Source organism: Terasakiella brassicae, from assembly GCF_014641495.1.
GTDB lineage: Bacteria > Pseudomonadota > Alphaproteobacteria > Rhodospirillales > Terasakiellaceae > Terasakiella > Terasakiella brassicae.
This window is the reverse complement of record NZ_BMHV01000011.1, coordinates 1-25802: the sequence shown is the minus strand read 5'-3', so window position 1 is coordinate 25802 and position 25802 is coordinate 1. Positions and strand designations below refer to the sequence as shown.

Below are 25802 nucleotides of genomic sequence, written 5' to 3'. Positions count from 1 at the left end.
CGTTAAAACAATAAAATCAGCTCCGTCGCCGCCATCTGAAATGAACCGCGCCCCCTTGCACCTTTTCAGGTTGACCCGACAGAGGAATACAGGGCAACCCATGAATATTTTTTCAAATATCAAAGGTGATTTTTATGGCGGTGTGACCGCCGCCGTTGTTGCTCTGCCTCTGGCTCTCGCTTTTGGGGTTGCTTCCGGTGCTGGGCCGCTTGCAGGATTGTGGGGCGCCATCCTCGTTGGTTTTTTTGCCTCTGCTTTTGGGGGAACGCCGTCTCAAGTCTCCGGTCCTACAGGCCCCATGACCGTTGTCATGGCCGCTGTGATTATGCAATATGCAAACGATCCGGTTATGGCCTTTAGCGTTGTGATTATGGGCGGGGTTTTACAAATTTTATTTGGTCTCTTCCGCTTAGGCAATCTTATTTCACTCGTCCCCTATACGGTTATCTCCGGTTTTATGTCCGGTATTGGCTGTATCATCATTATCTTGCAAACAGCCCCTTTACTCGGACAGGACATTCCAAAAGGCGGTACCGTTGGTGCCTTAAAAGCCTTGCCCGACATGCTTTCGCATATAAACAATGATGCCATGATCGTCGGCTTACTGTCTTTGATCTTGATGGTGATTTGGCCCAAACGTCTCAGTTACTTTTTACCCGCCCCTTTGCTATCCCTTATTGTTGGCACCCTATGTGTTTTAACAGTCTTGCCCAATGCGCCCGTCATTGGGGATATCCCCACCGGATTTCCGGAAATTCATATCCCGACCCTAACATATAACGCCTTAAGCGATATGTTGGGCTCTGCCCTTATTCTGGCATTGCTTGGATCCATCGACAGCTTGCTGACATCACTTATCGCCGATAGCCTGACAAAAAAACCACATCATTCCAATCGTGAATTAATCGGCCAAGGCATTGGCAATGCAATCGCCGGATTGTTCGGTGCCATTCCCGGTGCCGGGGCGACCATGCGAACGGTCATCAATATTCGGGCTGGCGGTATGACCCCATTATCCGGGATTATCCACGCCCTTATCCTGTTCGCAATGGTTATGGGACTTGGTCCACTGGCGGAAAAAATACCGCATGCTGTCCTTGCTGGAATTTTGATGAAAGTTGGTTGGGATATTATCGACTGGAATTACCTGCAACTGATTAGAACAGCACCACGCAAGGGGGTTGTCCATATGTTGCTGGTCTTGTTCCTGACCGTTTTTGTCGATCTGATTATTGCTGTCGGCGCCGGGCTGGTTTTGGCCAGCTTAACATTCGTCAAACATATGGCTGACCTTCAAGCCAAAGGGGTGCAACGGTTTCAGGGGGGCAATAATGACGAAGACTTGTCCATGATCCGCCTGAGTACGGAAGAAAAAACAGCCTTGCAAAATCTATCGCATTTTTTGGTATTTTATCATTTTGATGGCCCGCTCAGCTTCGCGGCGGCAAAGAATGCCTTTGCCAAACTGGATGGCGACCATAAATCAAAAATCGTTCTCTTTGATTTTTCCAGTACGACCTATATCGATACAACCGCCGCCCTGACCTTAAAAGAGGCCATACAGACTCTCTCTCAAGACGACAGCGAAGTTACCATTTGCGGTTTATTGCCTGAGATTGCAATCTCGCTTAACGGATTAAACGTACTTAAATCAGTAAAAAGCCAAAACATTTTTCAAGACAGAAAAGCAGCCTTTCTGGAACTTGCCCAAAGAGATTTAAATACAGCAGCTAAATCAAACCAATAACCAGACCGATCAGGCCACCAAATACACCACCCCAGACAACCAGCCAGCCCAAGTGTTTACGGATCATATCCTGTACGATGTCTTTCACATTTTGCGGTGTCAGTTCGTTTAAACGGTTGTCGATAATGACTTCGACCTTTGCCACCAGCGCCGCCGTTACATCTTGTGTACTGGTTCCTTTGGTTGAGCTTTCCGCAAGTTCACCAACAATATTTTGAAGTTTCTGGGTTACAGGCTCGCGTAAAGGTTCCAAGGCTTTGCGCCCGCCAACCATCGACAACATCCCGCCCAGCGATGAACCTTCGATTGCCTCTGTCAAGCCGTTAAACACCCGGTCAAAATCGATTTTTTCAACAATAGACGATCCCATAGACTCGCTATTTTGCAGGAAAAAACGTTCGATATGTTCGTGGGAAAAGAATTCTTCAACAATAAGTTTTTTGATCCCGGCTTTGAAATCTTCAAACCGACTGGGGATCACACCTGAACCATACAAAAACGGGACTTTTTCAAACAGCATATGAACGGCAAGCCAGTTCGTAATCCCACCGGATAGCGCAAAAAGACCGACCGTGAAAAACAGATCCCCATGTACGGGTAGAAAATAGCCGATTACACAGAATAACAATGCAACCAGATTGGTCATTGCGGATTTGTTCATGTACGCCCCATATGCTGTAACAGGCGCACATGAACTGTTTATCCGATTAACAGCGTGCGCCCAATGCCAATGATACCTTGGATGCAGGTGCGCGACCGATTACATGACTGATGAAGCGTCCTGCCTCGCACAATTTATCCAAATCGACGCCGGTTTCAATACCCAATCCGTTTAACATGTAAACAACATCTTCCGTCGCCACATTACCAGACGCCCCTTTGGCATAAGGGCAGCCGCCCAATCCGGCAACAGACGAGTCCACAACCGACACACCCATTTCAAGGGCTGCATAGATATTTGCCAACGCCTGCCCATACGTATCATGGAAGTGAACAGCCAGTTTTTCCATCGGGACAACCGCACTAACGGCCTTTAACATATCCTGAACCTTGCCCGGTGTCCCCACCCCGACCGTGTCGCCAAGCGAAATTTCATAGCAGCCCATTTCATAGAGCTTGGCCGCAACTTCCGCCACTTTTTCCGGGGCAATATCGCCTTCATACGGACAACCGACCACACAGGAAACATATCCCCGCACCGCAATGTTTTTTTCTTTTGCTGCAGCCATGATCGGTTCAAAACGGGCAAGGCTTTCTGCAATCGAACAATTAATGTTCTTTTGTGAAAAACTTTCAGACGCCGCCCCAAAAATGGCAACCTCTTGCGCGTTCACCGCCATTGCCGCTTCAAACCCCTTCATATTGGGAGTTAGAACCGGATAGGATACGCCCGCCTTGCGGGTAATCGTTTTCATAATTTCTGCACTGTCGCCCATCTGCGGTACCCACTTGGGCGAGACAAAGCTGCCCGCCTCAACCACAGGAAGCCCCGCATCCGCAAGACGATGGATCAATTCGACCTTGGCCTTCGTCGGTACAATTTCTTTTTCATTTTGCAGACCATCGCGTGGGCCGACATCTACAATTTTGACTTTCTTGGGTAAAGCCATTGTTTTCTCCCTGAATAAAGGCCCCTGGTGAGATGCAGGGGGACACTTTACAAAATCTACTCGCTATCGATTTTCAACAGCTCCACACCTTCTTCAAGCTGATCACCGGCATTAAAGAAGATATCGACAACCACACCGTCCATCGGGGCGGAAATGGTATGTTCCATCTTCATGGCTTCAAGGATCATCAGGCTATCGCCTTCTTTAACGTTCTGATCTTTTTCCACCAAAACAGCAACCACTTTCCCCGGCATGGGCGAGGTCAGGGAACCGCTTGCTTCGTTCATGCCTTCAGCCGCAGCCAACGGATCAAACAGTTTCAGCGCATGGGCTTGACCATGTACCAGAATTTCCAGCCCTTCGCCATGACGGACCACGGTTGCCTTCATTCGGCGTCCGCCCAGATCAGCCAATAAATCCCCGTTTTCATCACGCACACCACGCACCATGACATCGGCACCCGGCAATTCCATCAGATAGCCTTCGTCGCGATAATGGCAAGTTACGGTGATAATATCTTCGCCATTGATGAAATAAAGCTCGTGATGATTATCATCATTCATACGGAAACCGCTGGTGCTGTTCCACGGGCTAAACGGGTCACCCGACCAATCCGCATGGGACTGGGCTTCTTCATCACGACTGATAAAGACATCCAGACACGCCAAGGCCAAGGCATCATCCGTGATATTTTCACGATCCGGGAACAAATCACTTTCGTGTTTTGCAATAAAGCCCGTATCCACATCAAAATTAACAAATGCAGGATGTGCGGCAACGGTTGCCAAAAATTCAATATTCGTTGTGACACCGACAACCTGATATTCGTTCAAGGCTTTACGCAAATGACGCAAGGCCCCTTCGCGTGTATTGGCCCAAACAATCAGCTTGGAAATCATCGGGTCATAGTGAATGGACACTTCATCCCCTTCACGCACACCGGTATCAATGCGCACATGCGCACTTTCTTGTGGCGGGCGCAGATGTTTTAATTTCCCGGTTGCCGGAAGAAAATCATTATCCGGGTCTTCGGCATAAACGCGCACTTCAATCGCATGACCGTTGATCGTCAAATCATCCTGTTTGCGCGGCAGGTTTTGGCCGGCTGCCACCCGCAATTGCCATTCCACAAGGTCTTCGCCGGTGATCATTTCCGTAACCGGATGTTCCACCTGCAAGCGGGTATTCATTTCCATGAAATAGAAAGACCCGTCTTCATCCAGCAAGAATTCGACCGTTCCGGCACCTTCGTATCCAATGGCACGGGCCGCATTGCAGGCGGCTTCCCCCATTTTGCTACGCAGGTCTTGCGCCATCATCGGGGCGGGGGCTTCTTCAAACACTTTTTGGTGACGACGTTGAACGGAACAATCACGTTCAAACAAATAGACCACATTGTCATGTTGATCGGCAAAGACCTGAATTTCCACATGGCGTGGCTTGGTCAGGTATTTTTCAATCAACATATGATCGTCGCCAAAGCCTTTCATAGCTTCGCGTTTGGCTGCGTCATAGGCCGCAGACATTTCATCTGCATTCCAGACAACCCGCATCCCTTTTCCGCCCCCACCGGCAGAGGCTTTTAAGATGACCGGATAACCGATTTTTTCGGCTTCGCTCAGCATCAATTCCACGCTTTGTTCTTCACCGTGGAAGCCGGGTACCAACGGAACGTTGGCATTTTCCATAATCTTTTTGGCTTCGGATTTGGACCCCATTGCCTCAATCGCGCCGACAGGCGGGCCGATAAAAGTAATATCGTTTTCCGCCAAGGCCCGGCAAAAGGCCGCATTTTCCGACAGGAAGCCATAACCCGGATGCACGGCTTGCGCCCCGGATTTTTTACAGATATCAATAATTTTATCGTAGCATAGATAACTTTCCGCTGCGGCTGACCCGCCGATATGAAAAGCTTCGTCCGCCATTGCCACATGCATGGCACTGGCATCGGCATCGGAATAAACCGCAACCGTCTTTATCCCCATCCGGCGCGCCGTTTTAATGACACGGCAAGCAATCTCGCCACGGTTTGCAATCAGAATTTTATGAAACATCGTTCTTACCCCTCGACCCAAGCTGGTTTTCGTTTTTCCAGAAAAGCGCTCAAGCCTTCTTTTCCTTCATCAGACGCGCGTTGTTTGGCGATACGTTCAGCCGTGTCTTTAATCACATCCTCATCGACCGGACGGTTGTAAACGGCAAAAATTAGATCTTTGCACGCCGCAACAGAATTCGGCCCCGCAATCATCAAGCTGGCAATCAGGTCTTCAACCGCACTATCCAGCTCGTCTTCATTCACCACACGATGCAGCAAGCCAAAACGCAAAGCTTCATCCGCCTTGAACCGTTCTGCCGTCAGCATGTAACGACGAGACGCACGCTGCCCCATCGCATTGACCACATAAGGGGAAATCACCGCCGGGATCAGTCCCAGCTTAACCTCGGACAGGCAGAAGCTTGCCCGTTCTGTTCCCACAGCCATATCACACGCGGCAACAAGTCCGACACCACCGCCAAACGCCGCGCCTTGAACACGGGCAATCGTCGGTTTGGATAGGAAATTCAGCGTTTGCAGCAAACCACCCAGCCCCATTGCATCGCTGAAGTTTTCTTCATAAGAATACCCTGCCATGCGTTTCATCCAGTTCAGGTCCGCCCCGGCACTGAAACTTATCCCTTCTGCCGCCAAGACGACCACACGGACCGCATCGTTGGCATCCAGTTCTTTCAGTTTCAACGTCAGGTCTGCAATCATCGCATCATCAAACGCGTTATGCAGATCACCGCGCGTCATGGTCAGTGTTGCCACACCACGCGCATCGATTTCGATTTTCGAAGTCTCACTCATTGATCCATCGCCCCCTTACATCCGGAACACGCCGAACTTCGTCGGCTCAATCGGTTTGTTCAGGGCCGCAGACAGGGACAAGCCCAACATCATACGGGTATCGACCGGATCAAAAATACCATCATCCCACAAACGTGCGGAGGCGTAATACGGGTGACCTTCTTTTTCGTATTTTTCCAAAATCGGTTTTTTGAACTCCGCTTCGGCCTCAACGGACCATTCTTCGCCTTTACGCTCCATCCCATCGCGCTTGATGGTGGACAGAACGCCAGCGGCCTGTTCGCCCCCCATTACGGAAATACGGGAATTGGGCCACATAAACATAAAGTTCGGAGAATACCCCCGGCCACACATGGCGTAGTTACCCGCCCCGAAAGACCCGCCAATCACACAAGTAATTTTTGGCACATTCGCACAAGCTGTCGCCGTCACCATCTTGGCACCATGTTTGGCGATACCTTCGGCCTCGTACTTACGACCAACCATGAAGCCGGTAATATTTTGCAAGTACAACAGCGGAATACCACGTTGGGCACACAGTTCAATAAAGTGCGCGCCTTTTTGCGCACTTTCGGAGAACAAAATACCGTTGTTCGCCACAATCCCGACCGGATAGCCGTACAAATGGGCAAAACCACAGACAAGCGTTGTACCGTACAGCGCCTTGAATTCATCAAAGCGCGATCCATCCACAATACGGGCAATGACTTCACGGATATCAAATGGTTTTTTGGTATCTGCCGGAATAATACCGTACAGTTCCTTGGCATCATAAAGCGGTTCTTCCGGTTCACGAATATCCAGGTTTGGATTTTTTACACGGTTCAGGTTACGCACAACCTGACGCGCCAAGGCAAGGGCATGCCCGTCATCTTGCGCGTAATGATCGGCAACACCGGATGTTTTACAGTGAACGTCCGCGCCACCCAAATCTTCGGCACTTACAACCTCGCCCGTTGCGGCTTTCACCAACGGTGGGCCGCCCAAAAAGATCGTGCCTTGTTCTTTAACAATAATGCTTTCATCGGACATGGCAGGCACATATGCCCCACCCGCCGTACAGGATCCATGAACGACCGCAACTTGCGGAATGTTCTGGCCGGACATATTGGCTTGGTTATAGAAAATACGACCAAAATGATCCCGATCGGGGAAAACTTCGTCCTGGCGCGGCAGGTTGGCCCCACCGGATTCCACCAAATAGACACAAGGCAGATTGTTCTGCATGGCAATTTCTTGTGCGCGCAAGTGCTTCTTCACCGTGATCGGATAATAAGACCCGCCTTTTACCGTCGGGTCATTGGCGACGATCATACATTCCTGACCTTCGATACGACCGATCCCGGTAATCACGCCACCGGCGGCAATGGTGCCATCTTCGGGATACATTTCCCAACCCGCAAGCTGGGACAGTTCCAGAAATGGTGAACCGACATCCAGCAGACGGCGAATACGTTCGCGCGCCAGCAATTTACCACGGCGAATGTGACGTTCATTTGCCGTTACCCCACCGCCTTGTTTTACGGTCTTAATGACGTTACGAAGATCATCAACCTGCTTTTGCATGGCCTCGGCATTTGCCTTGAAATCTTCGGAACGGGTGTTAATTGAACTTTTCAGGACGCTCATAAATTATCCCCATTTCCCTGTTTTAAGCCAGTCGCGTACCATTGGCAGACGGTCCCAACCCCAAAAATCCTCACCATCCACACGGATGAAAGGAGAGCCGAAAACGCCACTGTCAATAGCAGCCTGACCTTCTTCGATTAATCTTTGTTTGGCCTCAGATGAGGTCACAGCTTTGATAAATTCTTCACGATCGATACCGCACTCGGCGGCAACATCTGCGGTTTCTTCCACCTCCCACATGGGGCGGGCATCTGCAAAATAAGCCTTGTACGCCGCTTTTGCGAATTTGTGTGCGCTCAAGGTCTTCCCTTGATCTTTCAACCAGTAAAATCCACGCGGTGCCGCCAAAATCGCAGCCGGGAATTTTTCCGGCATTTGCCAAGGGGTGCCTGTATAAGCGCTCATACGTTCCCAATCTTTGACACAATAGGGACCTTTTAGCGGCACTTCCATAAAGGGGCGAGAGCCTGTGGTTTTAAAAGCGGGACCCAGCATAAAAGGTTTCCAGAGAACCTCGCGGTCAAATTCTGCACCAAGTGCATCAATCTCCTGCGCGGCGAAATAGCCATACGGGCTGCCAAATTCAAAATAAAATTCAATCGGGCCTTTGGTCATATTTACCATCCCCCTGTTTTCAACCATTCTTCGATTTGGTCTTTGCGATCATTACCCCAGAAGGGTTCTGCGTCAACAATGATAAAAGGAGCACCGAACACGCCCTTTTCAATTGCTTGTGCTGTTTCGTCTTTTAAGCGCGCCTTAACTTGCGGGTCTTGGCACCCTTCAATCAGCTTATCCGGATCAACACCGACCTGAATTGCCAAGCGGGCAACATCCTCATGCGTAGTTGGGGCAATTCCATCTTCGAAATAACGGGCAAATACCGCGTGTGCAAAGTCGAAGATCACCTCATTATGATGATCTTCCAACCAGTAAAAAGCCCGTGACACCGCTAACGAGACATAAGGAAACTCTTTTGGAACAACAGCTTGACGACCTAGTAGACGTGCCGTTCGCAGAAAATCACGTTCCCCATAAGGGCCGCGAAGCGGTTGATGAAACAGCGGACGCATACCCGTCTCTTGAAACACAACGCCCAACATAATCGGGCGCCAAATCACCTGACGACCATATTTTTCAGCCAGTTCATTCATCCATGTGCTGGTCAAATAGGCATAAGGTGAAGAGAAATCGAAATAAAACTCGATCGGGCGCGGGTCCACTGTTTTCATCTCCGTTCCATCATCCTCAACCGTTAATCACGGCGCGGCTGATGACAATTTTTTGAACTTCACTGGTACCTTCGTAGATTTGGCAAATCCGAACATCACGATAATATTTTTCCACCGGAAACTCGGACGAATAGCCATATCCGCCAAAGACCTGAATGGCATCGGAACACACACGTTCCGCCATTTCAGAAGCAAAGACTTTCGCCATAGAGGCTTCTTTCAGACACGGCTGATCCGCATCCTTCAGGCTTGCGGCATGCAAAACCATCTGACGGGCCGCATGTACCTGCGTTGCCATATCAGCCAGTTTAAACGCAATCGCCTGATGTTCACAGATCGGTTTACCAAAGGCAACGCGTTCTTTGGCATATTCAACAGCGGCATCCAACGCGGCACGTGCCATACCGACACATTGTGACGCAATCCCGATGCGACCGCTTTCCAGATTGGACAGGGCAATTTTATAGCCCATGCCTTCTTCACCCAACAGGTTTTCAGCCGGAATACGCATATCTTCAAAAACGATTTGTGCGGTATCCGATGCCTTCTGTCCCATCTTGTGTTCAAGGCTGGAAACGATATAACCGGGTGTATCTGTCGGCACGATAAAGGCAGAAATTCCCTTCCCGCCTTTATCCGGATCTGTTACGGCAAATGCAATGAGCGTATCGCCAATTTTACCAGAGGTGATAAATTGCTTGGTTCCGTTAAGTACATAATGATCACCATCACGCTTTGCCCGACACTTCAAAGCAGAGGCGTCAGACCCCGTATGAGGCTCAGTTAAAGCAAAACATCCAAGCTTCTCCCCCGCGACCATCGGGGCAAGGAATTTTTCTTTTTGCTCGTTATTGCCAAACTTTAAAATCGGCCCATAACCCACTGAATTATGGACAGAAAGAACCGTACTTAAAGCACCGTCTCCGGCGGCTATTTCTTCAAGTGCCAGTGCAAGTCCGACATAGCCGATTTCCGATCCGCCAATCTCTGCCGGGGCAACCATCCCCATCAGGCCAAGCTCTGCCATCTCTGCAAAAATCTCGGGTGGGAAGGCCTCGTTGGCCTCCCACTCACGGGCATTCGGGGCAATGCGATCTTGGGCGAAATTACGCACCATATCGCGGATCAATGTTTGTTCTTCATTCAGAATCATTTGATTGACTCTATTCCCACAGGTTCATTACTGATGTTATGCGATGCGTTCAAAGGCCATAGCGGTTGCTTCACCACCGCCAATGCACAAGGACGCTACCCCTTTGGTCTTGCCGTATTTTTCAAGAGCTGCCAGCAAGGTCACAATCACACGTGCACCGGATGCGCCGATCGGGTGACCTAAGGCACAGGCCCCACCATGGACGTTGACTTTGTCCGCATCCAGTTCAAGGTCACGGATCGCAGCCATAGTTACAACCGCAAAGGCTTCGTTGATTTCCCACAGGTCCACATCATCCTTGGACCAACCGATTTTAGACAACAGATCTTTCATGGCGAAAACAGGTGCTGTTGTGAACAGGTTCGGTTCCTGCGCATGGGTTGAATGCCCCACAACACGCGCCAACGGTTTCAGGCCCCGTTTTTCTGCTTCAGACTGGCGCATCATCACCAATGCCGCCGCACCATCTGAAATAGAAGACGAATTTGCCGCCGTGACTGTGCCGTCTTTGGCAAAAGCAGGACGCAGTGTCGGGATTTTTTCCGGCATGGCTTTGCCCGGTTGCTCGTCAATTTCAACAACCTTTTCGCCTTTACGGGACTTAATTGTAACCGGGGTAATCTCGCCTTTGAAGGAACCATCTTGAATGGCCGCATTTGCCCGGCTTAACGAACGAATGGCAAAATCATCCTGTTCTTCGCGGGTAAACTGATAAGACTGTGCACATTCTTCAGCAAACGTCCCCATCAAACGACCTTTGTCATAGGCATCTTCCAGACCGTCAAGGAACATGTGGTCTTTCACTTCGCCGTGACCCAGACGCATCCCGCCGCGTGCCTTGGGCAACAGGTAAGGCGCATTTGTCATGCTTTCCATACCACCGGCAACCATCACGTCATTGACACCCGCTTTCAACAGGTCATGGGCCAACATGGCGGCTTTCATACCGGACCCACACATCTTGTTGATCGTGGTGCAGCCTGTTTTCAACTCCAGGCCAGCACCTAGGGCAGCTTGACGCGCAGGGGCTTGCCCCTGACCTGCACCCAGAACGTTCCCGAAGATCACTTCGCCCACGTCTTTTGCATCCACGCCGGAACGCTCGACAGCAGCCTTGATGGCCTGCGCACCCAGTTCAGACGCCACCAATTCGGAAAAATCGCCTTGCATCCCGCCCATAGGTGTACGCGCAGAACCGACAATGACAATAGGATCGTTTGACATGTTGAGTATTCTCCAGATTATTTCGTTTCGTTAAACAGTTCACGACCGATCAGCATACGGCGGATTTCACTTGTCCCTGCACCAATTTCGTACAGTTTGGCATCCCGCAACAGGCGACCTGTCGGATATTCATTGATGTAACCATTGCCACCCAGAATTTGAATAGCATCCAAGGCCATTTGCGTGGCTTTTTCAGCAGAATAAAGAATAACACCGGCGGCATCTTTACGGGTGGTTTCCCCGCGCGAACAAGCCGCCCCAACCGCATAGACATAAGCACGACACGCATTCATGGTGGAATACATATCGGCAACCTTGCCCTGAATGAGCTGGAATTCACCGATAGACTGGTTGAATTGCTTGCGCTCGTGGATATAAGGCACAACCACATCCATACACGCCATCATAATCCCTGTCGGACCACCAGCCAGAACCGCACGTTCATAATCCAGACCGGACATCAAAACGCGAACGCCCTTGTTCAATTCACCCAGAATATTTTCTTCCGGCACTTCGCAATCCTGAAAAACCAGCTCGCAAGTGTTTGATCCGCGCATACCGAGTTTGTCGAGTTTTTGCGCCGTTGAAAAACCTTTGAAACCTTTTTCAATGATAAAGGCCGTAATGCCTTTGGGGCCAGCATCCATATCGGTTTTGGCATAAACAACCAATGTATCGGCATCCGGGCCGTTGGTGATCCACATTTTATTCCCGTTCAGAATAAAACGATCCCCTTTCTTTTCCGCCTTCAAGCGCATAGAGACCACGTCGGATCCGGCGCCCGGCTCAGACATTGCCAAGGCACCGATATGTTCACCGGAGATCAGTTTGGGCAAGTATTTCTTTTTTTGTTCTTCATTTCCGTTGCGACTGATCTGGTTCACACACAAGTTGGAATGTGCGCCGTATGACAAACCGATGGAGGCAGAAGCCCGGCTGATTTCTTCCATCGCAATGATATGTTCCAGATACCCCAGACCTGCCCCGCCGTATTCTTCATCAACCGTAATCCCCAGCAGGCCCAACTCACCAAAACGCGGCCACATATGATTAGGGAAAGAGTTTTCCAAATCGGTTTTTTCTGCGATTGGTGCAATTTCTTCCTGTGCAAACGAACGAACCGTATCGCGGATCATGTCTGCCGTTTCACCAAGATTAAAGTTTAAAGACGGATACTCTACAAAGCTCATTGCTCTTTCCCATTTCCCTGAGAGTTAAAAATAACCGGCAGCGCATTTTTCCAACGCTCTGGCGCCAGTTGTTCCCTGTTTAAATCTGCCTCAAAAGTAATTAACGTTTACGTAAACGTCAACTTAAATTTAGAAATTTTTGCTTTACAGCGCAAAATCTCTTGGCTAACGGCTTAGAAATCCTTTTGTTTATATAAACAAGGAAACCATGATCGCTTTTCTTCAAGACAACGAATATGTCCTTCACATTAAATTAGCCTGAGATCAATTTCGATTCTTCAAGAGGCCTTCGATTCAATTTCAACATCAAAAACGCACAGAAACGCACAGAAACGCCACTTTGGGTGGTTTTTTTTCATAAGGGAAACAAGGCCTTATTTGTCAAAGCACTTAATTAACCATATATAAAACATGGTTAATTGGCTATGCTGGCGATATTCCCGTTTTTGTTTTTAGTTGCATTACAACCGCAACATCCCCATTTAAATCAACATGGCAAAGCACCTTACATGGATAAAACGGTTTGCATTTGCCCTACTATACATTGGTATTTGGGCAACCGTTTCGCCTGCACAAGGCTTTTGCCCGCAACGCATTGCTTACATTGAAGAAAATGCACTAAGCAAATTAACGCTGCCAACCATGCGCCAAATTTATCAAGACCTCGGTTGTTCATCAAAATTTATTGCCTTGCCGGGACGTCGCGCCTTGTCATCCTTTAATCAAGGACAAATTGATGCGGAAGCCTTTCGCCTTACCCTTGTTGAAGAAAAATACCAGCGGCCGTTTTTGCGTTCGCACCATCCGGTTCTTCAACTCTACAGTTACCTCTGGGTCGCACCTGATTATAAAGAAACAGATCAGCGGCCCTTTGGGTATGTGAAAGGAATCCTGTGGCAGGAAGGCTATGCAAAAGGGAAAAGATTTTCTGCATTTCACAACACAACCAATCTTCTCAAGGCCTACAACAGCGGGAAAATTGCCGGTTTTCTGGCAAGCGGAACGGCCATCCGCCTGAAAACCGAAAAGAATGTACTGTCACCGCCGCCCATCGCTTTTCAACAAGTACACAGCGCCCCCTTATATCATTATACGCAGGAGGGATATCGCAAGTTTATCATGCTGTTTGATCAGCACATTGAGAAACACAAGCCCTTTGCAGAAATAAGTGAAAAGATGCAAGTGCCTGCTGAAAAGTCGCGCCTGATCACCAACTAAGCCGATACAGCCATCAGGGTTTGAATAGCCGTTGCACATTGTGTTTCGACCCCGTCCCTGACACCAAACACGTCGATTTCCGTCACGGTCAGTGTGCGCCCGGCTTTAACAACGCGCCCGGTCCCTTTTAGAAAATCCCCGGCACCGGGGGCGATAATGTTTAATTTATATTCGACAGTCAACATGGCCTGACCTTCTGGCAGCAAGCTAAACCCGGCAAAGCCACCGGACACATCCGCGAGCGAGCCAATCACCCCCCCATGAAAATAACCATGATGCTGGTCCAGTTCTGGCTTAAAGGGCAGATGAAGTTCGCAATAACCGGGGCGCAATTCCGCAATTTCAACACCAAGATATTTCATAAAGCCCTGCGTATCGAATGCCTTTTGAACAAGCTCTACATAATTCTCGCTTTTGGGTGTTAAGTCCATAATGCGAACCTCCCTTTCTGGTTTATTGCGCGGCTTCTTCCTGCACAGTTAAATATTTTTGACCTGCTGCAAGGATATGATCGGGGAAAGGAACAGCACGCCTTTCCTGACGGTCCATATGAACACCGAACAATTCGCAGCTTGCCGCAACCTCACCACTCACACTATGGGTCATCTCATGAATCAGCTTGAATTTTCGTCCGTCCAACAACGCAAGCTTGGTGTGAATTTCAACGCAATCACCGGGCATCAATTCCCGTTTATAGGTCACATGATGATCAACGGCAGCCACACCGGCCTGACATTCCTGAAAATAATGATTGGTCAATCCCAGCATGGACAAAAAAGTCCAAGCGGCATCATCAAATTTCGCCATATAGTGACGGACATTCAAATGCCCCATATGGTCACATTCCCATTGCTGAACGGTACTGCGATGTGTCAAGGGGGGATTGCTGCTGTTAATAACGCTCATTCTCTCACGGTCCATTTTTTGTTAACCTCACCATGTTAGTTTACGTTTACGTAAACGTCAATAATATGCACAAAAAAAGAGCAAGAACACTTGCCCAGATTATTGACAAAGCCCTTAAACTGTCATCCCCGACCCTGATCGGGGATCCATCTTTGTCCAATGAGTAACATCTAATCCATTGATTTTAAATGGATCCCGCATCAAGCGCGGGATGACGGCCTTGGGTCAATTATTTAACGCGGATTCGGGATAAGATTATGATTAACGTTGTTTTTGCTTCAACAATCCAGAACACTGTTCTTCCAGTGTCTCCAGCTCAGACAGCATTGCCGTAATATCCTGTTGTTGCTGGGACAAAGCATCGCGGCGACTTTGAATGCGTTTTAAGAAAACCTGCAACTGCATCACTTCAGAACGATCCGTATCATAAAGATCAATCAATTCCTGAATTTCGGATAAAGCAAAACCCAGCCGTTTCCCCCGCATAATCAAACGCAGGCGAACACGGTCACGCGATGAATAAATCCGTCTCTGCCCTTCGCGGGCCGGAGAGATCAGGCCTTTATCTTCATAAAAGCGGATTGTCCGAGTCGTGATGTCAAACTCTTTGGACAAATCTGTGATGCTATATGTTTTCTGTCTTTTTTCTGTCATAACGCCAAAACATTACTTAACCTTTACGTAAACGTAAATAGTTTTCTTTCAATTCAGAACGCTTCAGACAGATTAACCAAGCAAAAACAGGGCGGCAAGCCCAAGAAATGCAAAAAAGCCGACAACATCGGTCACTGTTGTCAAAAAAACAGAGGACGAGATTGCAGGGTCTGCCCCATATCGGTCAAGCGCGACTGGAATTAACGCGCCCGCAAGACCGGCAACAACCATATTGACGATCATCGCCACCGCAATGACGGATGCCAAGGCCGGATCTTGAAACCAGGCCCATGTCGCCAGACCAATAAGAATGGCAAAAATCACACCATTCATTGCCCCCACCGCAATTTCTTTCCCGACAACGCGCATGGCGTTTGCAGGGGTCAATTCTTTCATGGCAATGGCACGTACCGCAATTGTCAGGGTTTGTGTGCCCGCATTCCCCCCCATCGAGGCCACAATCGGCATAAGAACGGCCAAGGCCACGAGTTGTTCAATCGTCGCACTAAAGAGACCGATCACCATCGAGGCAACAATCGCCGTCCCCAGATTGACAACCAGCCACCAGACACGGGATTTGGCGGCATCAAGCGCGGAACTGTAAAATTCATCCTGCGTGACCCCCCCCATACGCATGATATCTTCTTCGTGTTCTTCATCAATAACGTCAACAACGTCATCGATTGTGATCACACCCAACAGACGCCCATTGTCATCAACAACAGGGGCTGAAACCAGATCACGGTCACGGAAGATAAAGGCAACTTCTTCCTGATCGGTGCCAACCGGAATGGTTGTCAGTTGTTCTTCCATCAAATTGCCGACCCGAACCGGACGTTTATTACGCATCAATTGACTGAGCGGCACCGTCCCTAAGGGTTTGTGTTTTGGGTCAACAACAAAAATTTCATAAAAATCTTCCGGCAGGTCCACATCGCTGCGTAAATAATCCAGCGTTTCCCCCACCGTCCAGAAAGCCGGGACCGCCACCAAATCGCGCTGCATGAGACGTCCGGCGGAATCTTCGGGAAAGGACAAACCTTCCATAAGAACCGCGCGTTCCCCATGCGGCATGGCTTCCAGAACTTCTTTTTGGTCTTCTTCGTCCAGTTCTTCGATAACGGCCAGCGCATCGTCACTGTCCATCTCGGCCAAGGCTCTGGCAACTGTACCGGCGCCAATTTCGTAGACGACTTCTTCCAGAATATCCTGATCCAGTTCGGACCAGACTTCCGGCTCCAGGTCATCCCCAACGATTTGGAGAACCTTGGTCCGGTCTTCCGGTTTGAGCTGCTGCACCACATCGGCAGCGTCCGCGTAGTGCAGCTCCTCAAACAGGTCTCGAACGGCTTCTTCGTTGCCATCACGCAAATGTTCGCGAACATCGTTAACATGTTCATCGCCAAGACCAAACGCATCGCCTTCCTCAATTTCGACTTGAGGCTGGACGCTTTTGTCTTCTTCCATTTGCTGTTCCGGCAATTCAGTCACGCATTCTTACTCCGCTTCACCCGCATGGATTTGTGCATCCACAACGGCAACAGCACTGACATTCACCACCGCACGCACCGTGGCAGAAGGTGAAAGGATGTGCGCCGGTTTCGCAGCCCCCAACAAAATCGGACCGACCGGCAAGCCGTCAGCCGTCATTTTCATCAGGTTATAGGAAATGTTAGCTGCATCAAGGTTCGGCATAATCAACAGGTTCGCCGATCCACGCAAGCGCGAATTGGGGAAAATATTGTTACGAAGCTGTTCAGATAATGCGGAATCGGAATGCATCTCGCCTTCAATTTCAAGGCGGGGGTCGCGTTCCAACACCATTTCACGTACACGGCGCATTTTCAGGGATGAAACAGAATCACGGTTCCCGAAGTTGGAATGAGATACCAGCGCGACTTTGGGCTTCATACCAAAACGACGGACTTCTTCCGCCGCCATCAAGGTGATTTCCGTCAACTCTTCGGCACTCGGATCATAGTTCACATAGGTATCGCACAAGAACAAAGTGTCGTTATCGGTGATTAACAGGTTCATGGCCGCCATAACGGACTTGCCTTCACGCAAGCCGATAATGTTCTGAACTTCTTCCAAATGTTTGAAATACCGTCCCGTTGTGCCACACACCATTGCATCGGCATCGCCCCGGTGCAGCATAATTGCGGCCACAATTGTCGCACGCGAACGTACCAGCCCCAGCGCAGCCTTTGGTGAAACGCCATTGCGCCCCATAATGCGATGGTAATAATCTGCATAATTATGGAAGCGCGGATCACGCATGATCTCGACAACCTCGACATCTTTGTCGAGTTCCAAACGCAATCCCAAGCTTTTGATCTTGTTTTCAATGGCTTCCCGACGACCGATCAGGATCGGCACGGCAATCCCATCATCCACAACGATCTGAACCGCACGCAAGACGCGTTCATCTTCGCCTTCCGCATAAACAATTTTCTTGGGCAGACGTTTGGCTTGTTCAAACACCGGCTTCATCGTCATGCCGGAACGATAAACAAACTGTGACAGCTTTTCCCGATACGCATGGAAATCATGGATCGGACGTGTCGCCACGCCACTATCCATCGCCGCTTTTGCCACGGCCAAAGTCACATTCAAAATCAGGCGAGGATCAAACGGTTTCGGGATCAAATATTCCGGCCCGAAACGTAAATCTTCTTCGCCGTAAGCTTTGGTCACACGTTCGTCTGCTTCGGCCATTGTCAGGTCTGCCAAGGCTTCCACACAGGCCATTTTCATTTCCGCATTAATCGTCGTCGCACCGACATCCAGCGCACCACGAAAAATATAAGGGAAACATAAAACGTTGTTGACCTGGTTCGGGTAATCCGAACGCCCTGTTGCCATAATACAATCCGGGCGCACTTCTTTGGCCAGTTCCGGACGGATTTCAGGTTCCGGGTTGGCGAGCGCGAAAATAATCGGCTGCTTGCCCATCTTGGCAACCATTTCCGGTTTAAGAACGCGCGGGGCTGACAGGCCAAGGAAAATATCGGCCCCTTCAATGGCTTCATCAAGGGTGCGCAGGTCTGTTTCCTGTGCAAAAACGTCCTTGAATTCGTCCATTTCTTCGGTTCGGCCTTTATAGACAACACCGACAATATCCGTAACAATGATGTTTTCCGGCTTCAAGCCCATGTGCTTCAACACATTCAAACAAGAAAGCGCCGCAGCCCCCGCACCGGAGGCCACCAATTTCACATTATGAATGTCTTTACCGACAATGCGCAGTGCGTTTTTCACCGCCGCACCGACAATAATCGCCGTGCCATGCTGGTCATCGTGAAAGACCGGAATATTACATTGTTCTTTCAGTTCACGTTCCACGACAAAACATTCCGGGGCCTTGATATCTTCAAGGTTGATCCCGCCGAATGTCGGTTCCAGTGACTTGATAATTTCAACCAGTTTGTGCGGATCACGTTCTTCGATTTCAATATCGAAAACGTCAATACCAGCAAACTTCTTAAATAGAACGGCCTTACCTTCCATCACAGGCTTGGACGCCAACGGGCCGATTGCACCAAGACCTAAAACGGCCGTTCCATTTGTGACAACGCCCACCAAATTTCCGCGCGCCGTCATATTTGCGGCTTCTTTTTCATCACGGACAATTTCTTCGCAGGCAAATGCAACGCCCGGTGAATAGGCCAGCGCAAGATCGCGTTGGTTCGCTAACGGCTTGGTCGCAGTGACACTGATTTTACCGGGGACCGGATTGCGGTGGTATTCCAGCGCCCCTTCCCGAAATTTGGCTTCTGTATTTCGTTTATCTTCTTCTGCCATTCACTCGTCCCCTTTTGTGTGGCTATTTCGACAGCGATTCGAATTTTATCGGGTCTCCAACTCTTCCCTCTCCTGAAGTGCCAGAAATCTTACTTACTGCATCATGTTGTTTTTATTCAGCTATATGCGTTGGGTAAGAAGGACGTTTTCTTGAATGCCCATCTTTTCGACAGGTCTCCTGCAACAATATCCGTATTGGGAAAAATCACAACAGAAAAAGCTGTGACAAAAATCGCTTTTAGTCCACCTTCGTCTATGAAATCAAAATTTCAAAGGTTATTTCTTTCCTCCTTGCGGATGTTCGATTTTATCAAGATCGACCATTTCCCATTTCATCCCTTCATTGCGGAACAGGCGTTTCTTTTTATCTGGGTATTCGCCCACATCGTGTGCCAGACGTTGACCAACCACGATACATTTTAAGACCTCTTGGCCTGTATTGGTCATACAGTGGGCCAAGCCGCCTTTGCGATATCCGATAAAATCACCCGGGCCGATATCAGTCCGTTCTTCTCCAATACGCACAACACCATGCCCACTGAGTACATAAGCGCATTCATCTTCATGGAAATGGACATGAAGTTCCGTTGAGTCCGCCCCCGGCGGAACCTCGATCAAATGAAAGCCAAATCCGGTAATCCCGGTCAGATCCCCCAGCGACTTGTTAATCCGTTTTGCATTCGGGTTTAAAAAATGCGTTTTATCCGTACCAGCAAACGCTTCAATCTCTTCTTTCTTCAGAACATACTTATCCATGAGCAATCTCCAGTTTTATAAAATTTGGAAACAGTCTAAAGGATGAAAACAAAGAAAGACAAAATAAAAAAATCCCCGCTTTCGCAGGAAAGCAGGGAGATTTTGGTGCGGTCGAGAAGATTTGAACTTCCACTCCGGTTAAGGAACAACGACCTCAACGTTGCGCGTCTACCGATTCCGCCACGACCGCATAAAATGTGGCATTTGATGAAAGGACGGTGTATGAAGTGTCGAACCGCGTTTCATCTTGTGGCGTGGTATATACAAATGATTCACATAGATCAAGACATGAATGATAAAAAAATTTCGACTTTGATGAGAAATGGCATCGAGTGGCGTTTCAGTGACGACGAAGTTCCTTATGAAACAGCACTTTCCTTTATGGAACAGCGTGTTAAAGAGATTGCCGAAGGAAATGCACCAGAATGTATCTGGTTATTGGAACATCCCCCACTTTACACCGCCGGAACCAGCGCAAAACAAGAAGATTTAATCGATCCGGAACGGTTCCCTGTTTATGACGCCGGACGGGGCGGTCAATATACCTATCACGGCCCCGGTCAACGCATTGCCTATGTCATGCTGGATTTATCCAAGCGCGGGCGTGATATTCGCAAATTCGTACAGAATCTGGAAGAATGGGTCATTCAAACCCTTGCGACCTTTAACATCACCGGGGAACGACGCGATGGACGCGTGGGGATTTGGGTAGATCGTGGTATGGGGCGTGAAGATAAAATCGGTGCCATTGGCGTACGTGTGCGCAAATGGGTCACGTTTCACGGTATTTCATTGAACGTAGAACCGGACCTGTCACATTTTAACGGAATCGTCCCCTGTGGGATTAGTGAACATGGCGTGACCTCCTTACAGGATTTGGGCATCTGGATCACAATGTCGGAAATTGACAGCCTGTTGATGACCTGTTTCGATGCGGTTTTTGAAGACGAATCGCAAGAATAACCTTCTGTTTTTTCTTCAAACATAAAAAAGGCGACCTCAATATTGAGATCGCCTTTTTTGATTTGAGTTGAATCTTCCTTATTTGAAGGAAACAACCACACGGCGGTTGCGTGATTCTTCAACTTCGTCACCCGTGGTGACAGCGTTTATGCTTTCGCCGTTTGCACCGACACGGATTGCATTGCCTGCAACGCCGTGACCTTGCAGAAATTCAGAAACAGCCTGTGCACGAGACAAAGCAAGGGCTTCGTTATAAGCGGCTGAACCTTTGGTATCCGTATGGCCGTTAACCATAACAGCCTTAGCGCCACGGCCCATCATGGATGCTTTCACCAACAAAGCTTTGGCTTCGTCATTCAACGCTGTGCTATTGAAGTCAAAATAAACGATGATGTCTTCCATCGGTGCCATCGCCGGTTTTGCCATCGGCTTCGCCGTCATGTCATTCAAGCCCGCCATGAAGTACTTCTTACAGGCTTCAATATCATCCGGCTGGAAGTTTTCTTCCTGTTCCTGCATCCAGCAATCAAAACCGGCTTGTGCACGTGCCGCTGCTGCCGGCGATGCTTCTTTACCGCCTGCGGCATAAGCTGCCATCAGTTTTTCACGCGCAGCACTCAGTTCACCGACCTTGTCTTCCGGCAAGCTGCGGTCTGCAATCACCTGCGGTTCAACATTGCCTTGTGTTGCGGCAAGTGCTTTCCCGACGAAAAGGCGTGCATCAGCCCAGTCGCCTTCATCACGTTCCAGACCAGCCAAGCGCGCATACTCGCTCTGTAGCCCTTTTTGGAAAGCACTACCGTTGTTTTGTGCCATTTTCGCACCTTCAACGTCCCAGTTAGACGCACAGGCTGCCAAAAGCGGAAGGGCCCCAAGTGCTACGGCTGTTTTAAAAAATTTCATGTATTGCCTCCTAAGCTTAAACCAAATCTTCATCGCTCATCGTCGAATGAAAGCCACCCACACAAGCCGCGTAGACGCTTGTCACAATCAGACTGTAACCTCATATGTTTGTAGTATTCTACATTTGTAGAAGAAATACAAACTTTAGGATTATTAAAATGATTGTATCTGAGCTAGCCTAGTGCAAGCTAAATATTTATGATTGTAAGTGATTGTTATCACAGGAGCCCCCTTTGACCCCGAAGAACCCTTTGCAACTGGCAATTTTTGACTGCGATGGCACATTAGTTGACAGCCAGAACGCTATTATCACAGCCATGAATTTGACTTGTGATAGTTATAATCTGGACCGAATCCCGCGCGACTCCATCCGTCGAATCGTCGGCTTACCCCTTGAAATCGCAATGGAACATTTATTCAGTACCCAACCCAGCCGATTCCACTATGAAATGGCGGAGACATATCGACACCATTTTCGGACCATGCGGGAAAATGATGCTGTAGAAGAACCCCTTTTCCCCGGCACACTTGAGGCACTGGACGACTTGGAATCCCAAGGCTGGTTGTTGGGTGTTGCGACAGGAAAAGCCATGCGCGGACTGATACCCACCTTGCAAACACATAATCTGGAAAACAAATTTACAACATTGCAAACGGCGTGTCGGGCACGGGGCAAACCCGACCCGGAAATGGTGGAAAACGCCTTGGACGAAACCGGTGTCGACGCAAAAAATGCGGTTGTCATCGGGGATACGACCTACGATATACTTATGGCATGTAACGCAAATGTAAAATCCATTGGCGTTGCATGGGGGTATCATACCCCCAAAGAACTGAAAGAAGCAGGTGCAGCATTGGTCATAAATACGTATGATGAACTTACCGAGGCGATAAACACAATAATGAAGGATGAATAGATATGGGACGTTTAAAACTAATTTTAGGGGGACTTGTCGTCCTTGTTGTCGGCGTTATTGTCGCCGGTATTGCGATCCTCAAATCCACCGACTTCAACCAGTATAAAGGGGAAATCACCGAACAGGCCAAGGCGGCCACCGGACGTGACCTTGTGATTAATGGTGATTTACAACTGGATATTTCCCTTTCCCCGAAAGTACGCGTCAGCGGTGTCTCGCTCTCCAACGCAGAATGGGGTTCAGCCCCCAATATGGTAAAAATCAAAAGCTTTGCGGCTGAAATGAAGCTGATGCCCCTTCTTTTCGGGGATATCCATATTGTTGAAGTCGCCTTGATTGAGCCAGAGATACTGCTGGAAACCAACAAAGACGGCAAAGGCAACTGGGAAATGGGCCCCAAAGAAGCCAAAACAGAAGAACAGAGCGCATCCAGTTCCGACCCGGCCAAGCTGCCCGCAGTCAACAAAGTGCGCATTGAAAAAGCACGTTTTATTTATAAAGACGGTGTCAAGGGCGAAACAACATCTATCGTAATCGACATGATGGAAGCGTCCGCCGATGATTTGGACGATCCGTTAAACGTTTTATTTAAAGGGTCTTTCAACGATCATGTTGTTGAATTGGCCGGTCAAGTCGGCACACCGGAAGGCCTGATGAACAACGCACCGATTGACCTTGACCTGATACTCAAAGCCGCAGGGGCCGAAGTTAAAATCACAGGTAACATTCAGGAACCGACAAAAGGCAACGGCTTGAATCTGGCCCTCAGTGCCAAAAGCGACAACATTGCCCGCCTCGCAGAATTAGCTGGCAGCCACGTTGGCAAAGTTGGCCCATTTGAAATGGCTGCAACAGTTTCCGGTGGCCAGATGAAATATAAAGCCGGTGGTTTGAACATCAAAATTGGCGGTAGCGATTTATCCGGCGATATTACAGCGGACCTGAGTGGTAAAATCCCGCAAATCGATGTCGCATTGAGTTCAAAATTACTGAACACCAAAGACGTCACACCGCAAAGCAGCGAACAAGCGAGTGCAGAACCGCAAAAACCGGCAGAAGGCACACCAGCCAAAGCTGAAAAACTCTTTCCGTCCGACCCACTTGTTCTGGACGGTTTGAAAGCGGCAAATGCCAATGTGGCCTATAAGGCTGAAACACTGATTGCCAATGATTTCACACTGACTGAATTCTCAAAAAAAGTTACATTGAAAAATGGATTGCTCAACGTTCAGCCAGCATTTGCAATGGGGGGCGGTGTATTTGACGGGCAAGTCACACTGGATGGTCGTAATTCCCCTGCAAAGTTGAAAATCGACCTGACGGGCAAAGACCTCGGCCTCGGCAACAGCCTGAAAGAAACAGGTGTCACCGACCTGATCCACGAAGGCAAAACGCAAATTCGCTTTGACTTGAACGCAACAGGCACATCTGTCGCAGGCTTGATGGCCTCCCTACAAGGGAAAACCCTGATCAACGTTGGGGAAGGCAAAATTAAATCCAGTAAGGTCAATTTCTTAGGTGGTGACCTGATCACGGGTGTCTTTGAAAATATTCTGCCCAGCGCCAAAGAAGGTGAATTCACGCCGTTTTCTTGCATGATTGTTAACCTCGATTTCAACAAAGGTGTTTCCAAATTCGACAAAAAAATCGCCTTGCAAACCAATGTAATGAACGTTGCCAGTTCCGGTGAAATCGATTTGGCAAATGAAACACTGGATGTGGGTGTCAAACCGGAACCGCGTGGCGATACCGCAGACCTTGGGATTAACGTTGGCGGACTGGCCAGTATGGTTCGCGTCAGCGGCCCGTTATCCAACCCCGGCATTGGCATTGATGCCTTTGAAACAGCCAAAGCCGCAATGGGTGTGGGTGCCGCAATTGCCACAGGCGGCATGTCCATTCTGTTCAGCAGCCTGACAGACAAGGCCTTGGCCGATAGCGATCCTTGTGCAACGGCACTGGGTAAAAAATCGACCTCCGCAGCGCCTTCCGCAACTGAAAATACAACACAGGAAAAGCAACCCGCATCGGACAATCCGATTGGTGGCTTGCTAAATCTGTTCGGAAAGTCTAAATAAGGGCCAATTGGCAAGACTCTTAAAAGGCCCCTGCCAAATGCGGGGGCCTTTTTTATATCGGGAAAGACAGATAATGGACTCTTCTTCTGCACTCAAACGTTTTTACAGATCCGTTGCGATTGAAGAACATGACAATGGATACGTTGTGACATTGGACGGGCGCCATCTCAAATCCCCGGCAAAACGCCCTCTGCACCTGCCGACACAAGATGTTGCAGAGGCATTGGCCTTGGAATGGGAGGCGCAAGACGAAATCATCAAACCGGCGACCATGCCTGTCATGGCCTTGGCCTCCACAACAGTTGATCGTATTGGCCAGCAACGCACCGGTGTCGTTGAACAAATTGCAAAGTACGGCGAAACAGACCTTGTCTGTTACTGGACCGATGACCCGAAAGAACTGGCAACACGCCAAGCCAACGCCTGGGTTCCTTTAATTGACTGGACCAAAAAAACATATGGCATTGAACTGAACACACAAACAGGTGTTATGCATCTGGCACAACCGGACGGCACGTTCGATGCCTTCCATAAAGTGATTGATCAATATAACGATTGGGAACTGGCAGCCCTTTCCAATGCCACCCATTGTACAGGATCCATCATCATTGCGTTGGCCTTGATGAACAATCATCTGGATGCGGATGCGGCTTTTGAAGTTTCACAAATTGACGAGACCTATCAAATCGAATTATGGGGCGAGGATTGGGAAGCCAAAGACCGGCGCGAAACCATTCTGAACGACCTCAAAAACGTCATACGTTTCCTGAATTATCTGTAAAATAAAAAAAGGGAGGCATAATCGCCTCCCAGACTGCTGACAAAGTGTTTTTAGTAAATAATTGACCAAAATCCGTCATCAACTCTCTTGAGCAAACACTTCGTCACGTATTTTTGCGTTGATGATGACGATCAGTTTTCTCATGGCGGCTGTTAAGGCCACAATTGGCCTTTTCCCTTTGGCTATCAG

23 protein-coding genes and 1 tRNA gene are annotated in these 25802 nt (G+C 49.0%); 6 read left to right on the top strand and 18 right to left on the bottom strand.

Annotated elements, in window-relative coordinates; all coding sequences use genetic code 11:
- The first annotated feature begins 100 nt into the window (after positions 1 to 100).
- A complete protein-coding gene (locus IEW74_RS08925; RefSeq protein ID WP_188663956.1) occupies positions 101 to 1747 on the top strand; it encodes a SulP family inorganic anion transporter in 1647 nt (548 codons plus the stop codon).
- Here IEW74_RS08925 and IEW74_RS08920 read toward each other — a convergent pair.
- The 10 genes from IEW74_RS08920 to IEW74_RS08875 are packed head-to-tail and all read right to left on the bottom strand — an operon-like array spanning position 1731 to position 12633.
- On the bottom strand, positions 1731 to 2408 hold the full coding sequence (locus tag IEW74_RS08920) for a DUF445 domain-containing protein (protein ID WP_188663954.1): 678 nt from the start codon (positions 2406 to 2408) through the stop codon (positions 1731 to 1733). The two genes, IEW74_RS08925 and IEW74_RS08920, sit on opposite strands and share 17 nt — an antisense overlap.
- Before the next feature lie 46 nt (positions 2409 to 2454).
- A complete protein-coding gene (locus tag IEW74_RS08915) occupies positions 2455 to 3357 on the bottom strand; it encodes a hydroxymethylglutaryl-CoA lyase (protein WP_188663952.1) in 903 nt (300 codons plus the stop codon).
- A gap of 56 nt (positions 3358 to 3413) precedes the next feature.
- Positions 3414 to 5411 carry an acetyl/propionyl/methylcrotonyl-CoA carboxylase subunit alpha gene (locus tag IEW74_RS08910; RefSeq protein ID WP_188663950.1) on the bottom strand — a complete coding sequence of 666 codons (1998 nt, stop codon included), beginning with the start codon at positions 5409 to 5411 and terminating at the stop codon, positions 3414 to 3416.
- A gap of 5 nt (positions 5412 to 5416) precedes the next feature.
- Positions 5417 to 6205: an enoyl-CoA hydratase/isomerase family protein gene (locus tag IEW74_RS08905; protein WP_188663948.1), complete on the bottom strand. Its 789-nt coding sequence runs from the start codon at positions 6203 to 6205 to the stop codon at positions 5417 to 5419.
- Between the two features lie 15 nt (positions 6206 to 6220).
- The gene (locus IEW74_RS08900; protein WP_188663946.1) at positions 6221 to 7834 is read right to left on the bottom strand and encodes a carboxyl transferase domain-containing protein; all 1614 of its coding nucleotides are present in this window, start codon (positions 7832 to 7834) and stop codon (positions 6221 to 6223) included.
- Between the two features lie 3 nt (positions 7835 to 7837).
- The gene (locus tag IEW74_RS08895) at positions 7838 to 8449 is read right to left on the bottom strand and encodes a 2-hydroxychromene-2-carboxylate isomerase (protein ID WP_188663945.1); all 612 of its coding nucleotides are present in this window, start codon (positions 8447 to 8449) and stop codon (positions 7838 to 7840) included.
- A 2-nt stretch (positions 8450 to 8451) separates the two neighbouring features.
- Positions 8452 to 9066, bottom strand: a complete 615-nt coding sequence (locus IEW74_RS08890; protein ID WP_188663942.1) for a 2-hydroxychromene-2-carboxylate isomerase — start codon at positions 9064 to 9066, stop codon at positions 8452 to 8454.
- 16 nt (positions 9067 to 9082) lie between these two features.
- The gene (locus IEW74_RS08885; RefSeq protein WP_188663940.1) at positions 9083 to 10219 is read right to left on the bottom strand and encodes an acyl-CoA dehydrogenase; all 1137 of its coding nucleotides are present in this window, start codon (positions 10217 to 10219) and stop codon (positions 9083 to 9085) included.
- A 36-nt stretch (positions 10220 to 10255) separates the two neighbouring features.
- A complete protein-coding gene (locus IEW74_RS08880) occupies positions 10256 to 11443 on the bottom strand; it encodes an acetyl-CoA C-acyltransferase (RefSeq protein ID WP_188663938.1) in 1188 nt (395 codons plus the stop codon).
- Positions 11444 to 11460: 17 nt separating this feature from the next.
- Positions 11461 to 12633, bottom strand: coding sequence for an isovaleryl-CoA dehydrogenase (locus tag IEW74_RS08875; protein ID WP_188663936.1), 1173 nt, complete (start codon positions 12631 to 12633; stop codon positions 11461 to 11463).
- 642 nt (positions 12634 to 13275) lie between these two features.
- On the opposite strand from IEW74_RS08875, the gene IEW74_RS08870 reads away from it, so the two are divergent.
- Positions 13276 to 13851, top strand: coding sequence for a hypothetical protein (locus IEW74_RS08870; RefSeq protein WP_188663934.1), 576 nt, complete (start codon positions 13276 to 13278; stop codon positions 13849 to 13851).
- Here IEW74_RS08870 and IEW74_RS08865 read toward each other — a convergent pair.
- The 7 genes from IEW74_RS08865 to IEW74_RS08835 form a co-directional block, all read right to left on the bottom strand.
- Complete coding sequence (locus IEW74_RS08865) at positions 13848 to 14282, bottom strand: PaaI family thioesterase (protein ID WP_188663932.1); 435 nt, start codon at positions 14280 to 14282, stop codon at positions 13848 to 13850. The genes IEW74_RS08870 and IEW74_RS08865 overlap by 4 nt on opposite strands.
- 22 nt (positions 14283 to 14304) lie before the next feature.
- Positions 14305 to 14757: an acyl-CoA thioesterase gene (locus IEW74_RS08860; RefSeq protein ID WP_188663930.1), complete on the bottom strand. Its 453-nt coding sequence runs from the start codon at positions 14755 to 14757 to the stop codon at positions 14305 to 14307.
- A gap of 261 nt (positions 14758 to 15018) precedes the next feature.
- Complete coding sequence (locus tag IEW74_RS08855; RefSeq protein ID WP_188663928.1) at positions 15019 to 15411, bottom strand: MerR family transcriptional regulator; 393 nt, start codon at positions 15409 to 15411, stop codon at positions 15019 to 15021.
- Positions 15412 to 15483: 72 nt separating this feature from the next.
- Positions 15484 to 16902, bottom strand: a complete 1419-nt coding sequence (gene mgtE / locus IEW74_RS08850; protein ID WP_229734288.1) for a magnesium transporter — start codon at positions 16900 to 16902, stop codon at positions 15484 to 15486.
- A gap of 6 nt (positions 16903 to 16908) precedes the next feature.
- Positions 16909 to 19215 (bottom strand): NADP-dependent malic enzyme, encoded by a 2307-nt coding sequence (locus tag IEW74_RS08845; RefSeq protein ID WP_188663926.1) that lies wholly within the window; start codon positions 19213 to 19215, stop codon positions 16909 to 16911.
- 276 nt (positions 19216 to 19491) lie between these two features.
- A complete protein-coding gene (locus tag IEW74_RS08840; protein ID WP_188663924.1) occupies positions 19492 to 19971 on the bottom strand; it encodes a cupin domain-containing protein in 480 nt (159 codons plus the stop codon).
- A 103-nt stretch (positions 19972 to 20074) separates the two neighbouring features.
- Positions 20075 to 20161, bottom strand: a tRNA-Leu gene (locus tag IEW74_RS08835).
- A gap of 125 nt (positions 20162 to 20286) precedes the next feature.
- On the opposite strand from IEW74_RS08835, the gene lipB reads away from it, so the two are divergent.
- Complete coding sequence (gene lipB, locus IEW74_RS08830) at positions 20287 to 20934, top strand: lipoyl(octanoyl) transferase LipB (protein ID WP_188664144.1); 648 nt, start codon at positions 20287 to 20289, stop codon at positions 20932 to 20934.
- A 78-nt stretch (positions 20935 to 21012) separates the two neighbouring features.
- On the opposite strand, the gene IEW74_RS08825 is transcribed toward lipB, so the two are convergent.
- The gene (locus IEW74_RS08825) at positions 21013 to 21837 is read right to left on the bottom strand and encodes an OmpA family protein (RefSeq protein WP_188663922.1); all 825 of its coding nucleotides are present in this window, start codon (positions 21835 to 21837) and stop codon (positions 21013 to 21015) included.
- 233 nt (positions 21838 to 22070) lie between these two features.
- On the opposite strand from IEW74_RS08825, the gene IEW74_RS08820 reads away from it, so the two are divergent.
- From IEW74_RS08820 to IEW74_RS08810, 3 genes are all read left to right on the top strand, one after another.
- Entirely contained in the window at positions 22071 to 22754 is a 684-nt protein-coding gene (locus IEW74_RS08820) for an HAD-IA family hydrolase (RefSeq protein ID WP_188663921.1), read from the top strand.
- Positions 22755 to 22756: 2 nt separating this feature from the next.
- On the top strand, positions 22757 to 24832 hold the full coding sequence (locus IEW74_RS08815) for an AsmA family protein (RefSeq protein ID WP_188663919.1): 2076 nt from the start codon (positions 22757 to 22759) through the stop codon (positions 24830 to 24832).
- A gap of 73 nt (positions 24833 to 24905) precedes the next feature.
- Entirely contained in the window at positions 24906 to 25613 is a 708-nt protein-coding gene (locus tag IEW74_RS08810; protein WP_188663917.1) for an ATP12 family chaperone protein, read from the top strand.
- Positions 25614 to 25802 lie beyond the last annotated feature (189 nt).

What these genes read in the sequence shown, in the direction of transcription:
- IEW74_RS08925 (WP_188663956.1), top strand. Translation starts at nt 101, where the DNA reads ATGAATATTTTTTCAAATATCAAAGGTGATTTTTATGGCGGTGTGACC.
- IEW74_RS08920 (WP_188663954.1), bottom strand. Translation starts at nt 2,408, where the DNA reads ATGAACAAATCCGCAATGACCAATCTGGTTGCATTGTTATTCTGTGTA.
- IEW74_RS08915 (WP_188663952.1), bottom strand. Translation starts at nt 3,357, where the DNA reads ATGGCTTTACCCAAGAAAGTCAAAATTGTAGATGTCGGCCCACGCGAT.
- IEW74_RS08910 (WP_188663950.1), bottom strand. Translation starts at nt 5,411, where the DNA reads ATGTTTCATAAAATTCTGATTGCAAACCGTGGCGAGATTGCTTGCCGT.
- IEW74_RS08905 (WP_188663948.1), bottom strand. Translation starts at nt 6,205, where the DNA reads ATGAGTGAGACTTCGAAAATCGAAATCGATGCGCGTGGTGTGGCAACA.
- IEW74_RS08900 (WP_188663946.1), bottom strand. Translation starts at nt 7,834, where the DNA reads ATGAGCGTCCTGAAAAGTTCAATTAACACCCGTTCCGAAGATTTCAAG.
- IEW74_RS08895 (WP_188663945.1), bottom strand. Translation starts at nt 8,449, where the DNA reads ATGACCAAAGGCCCGATTGAATTTTATTTTGAATTTGGCAGCCCGTAT.
- IEW74_RS08890 (WP_188663942.1), bottom strand. Translation starts at nt 9,066, where the DNA reads ATGAAAACAGTGGACCCGCGCCCGATCGAGTTTTATTTCGATTTCTCT.
- IEW74_RS08885 (WP_188663940.1), bottom strand. Translation starts at nt 10,219, where the DNA reads ATGATTCTGAATGAAGAACAAACATTGATCCGCGATATGGTGCGTAAT.
- IEW74_RS08880 (WP_188663938.1), bottom strand. Translation starts at nt 11,443, where the DNA reads ATGTCAAACGATCCTATTGTCATTGTCGGTTCTGCGCGTACACCTATG.
- IEW74_RS08875 (WP_188663936.1), bottom strand. Translation starts at nt 12,633, where the DNA reads ATGAGCTTTGTAGAGTATCCGTCTTTAAACTTTAATCTTGGTGAAACG.
- IEW74_RS08870 (WP_188663934.1), top strand. Translation starts at nt 13,276, where the DNA reads ATGCGCCAAATTTATCAAGACCTCGGTTGTTCATCAAAATTTATTGCC.
- IEW74_RS08865 (WP_188663932.1), bottom strand. Translation starts at nt 14,282, where the DNA reads ATGGACTTAACACCCAAAAGCGAGAATTATGTAGAGCTTGTTCAAAAG.
- IEW74_RS08860 (WP_188663930.1), bottom strand. Translation starts at nt 14,757, where the DNA reads ATGAGCGTTATTAACAGCAGCAATCCCCCCTTGACACATCGCAGTACC.
- IEW74_RS08855 (WP_188663928.1), bottom strand. Translation starts at nt 15,411, where the DNA reads ATGACAGAAAAAAGACAGAAAACATATAGCATCACAGATTTGTCCAAA.
- IEW74_RS08845 (WP_188663926.1), bottom strand. Translation starts at nt 19,215, where the DNA reads ATGGCAGAAGAAGATAAACGAAATACAGAAGCCAAATTTCGGGAAGGG.
- IEW74_RS08840 (WP_188663924.1), bottom strand. Translation starts at nt 19,971, where the DNA reads ATGGATAAGTATGTTCTGAAGAAAGAAGAGATTGAAGCGTTTGCTGGT.
- lipB (WP_188664144.1), top strand. Translation starts at nt 20,287, where the DNA reads ATGAGAAATGGCATCGAGTGGCGTTTCAGTGACGACGAAGTTCCTTAT.
- IEW74_RS08825 (WP_188663922.1), bottom strand. Translation starts at nt 21,837, where the DNA reads ATGAAATTTTTTAAAACAGCCGTAGCACTTGGGGCCCTTCCGCTTTTG.
- IEW74_RS08815 (WP_188663919.1), top strand. Translation starts at nt 22,757, where the DNA reads ATGGGACGTTTAAAACTAATTTTAGGGGGACTTGTCGTCCTTGTTGTC.
- IEW74_RS08810 (WP_188663917.1), top strand. Translation starts at nt 24,906, where the DNA reads ATGGACTCTTCTTCTGCACTCAAACGTTTTTACAGATCCGTTGCGATT.